Origin of the sequence: Vibrio sp. 10N.222.49.C9 (genome assembly GCF_041474985.1) — a bacterium.
GTDB classification, from domain to species: domain Bacteria; phylum Pseudomonadota; class Gammaproteobacteria; order Enterobacterales; family Vibrionaceae; genus Vibrio; species Vibrio crassostreae_C.
In genome coordinates, this window is the sequence record NZ_JBFRVD010000787.1 from 1 (window position 1) to 275 (window position 275).

Here is a 275-nt window from a genome sequence, read left to right on the forward strand (position 1 = left end):
AAGATCCCCAGCGGCAAAAGCTTTACTCGGATCATTGGTCGATGCCGTAAGTTCATCAAAGGGCACTTGTGGGCTTGTTTCTGAAACAAAGGGCATCCAATCAACTCCGTCAGGGATGCTCCATTCGAAATCTGACCTAGTTGGGTCGTTTAAAGCGGCATAGTTAATACTGCATTTCACGTTCTCCAACAGCATTGGATGGGTGCCAAGTGCACTATTGGGACAGCTATAAACACCCGGCGTTGCAGGTACTTCCCCTACCCCAGGTATAAATG

1 pseudogene is annotated in these 275 nt (G+C 48.4%); it reads right to left on the reverse strand.

Going from position 1 to position 275, the window contains the following annotated elements:
- Positions 1–275 (reverse strand): annotated as a pseudogene (locus AB4585_RS25595) (hypothetical protein); the annotation flags it as partial.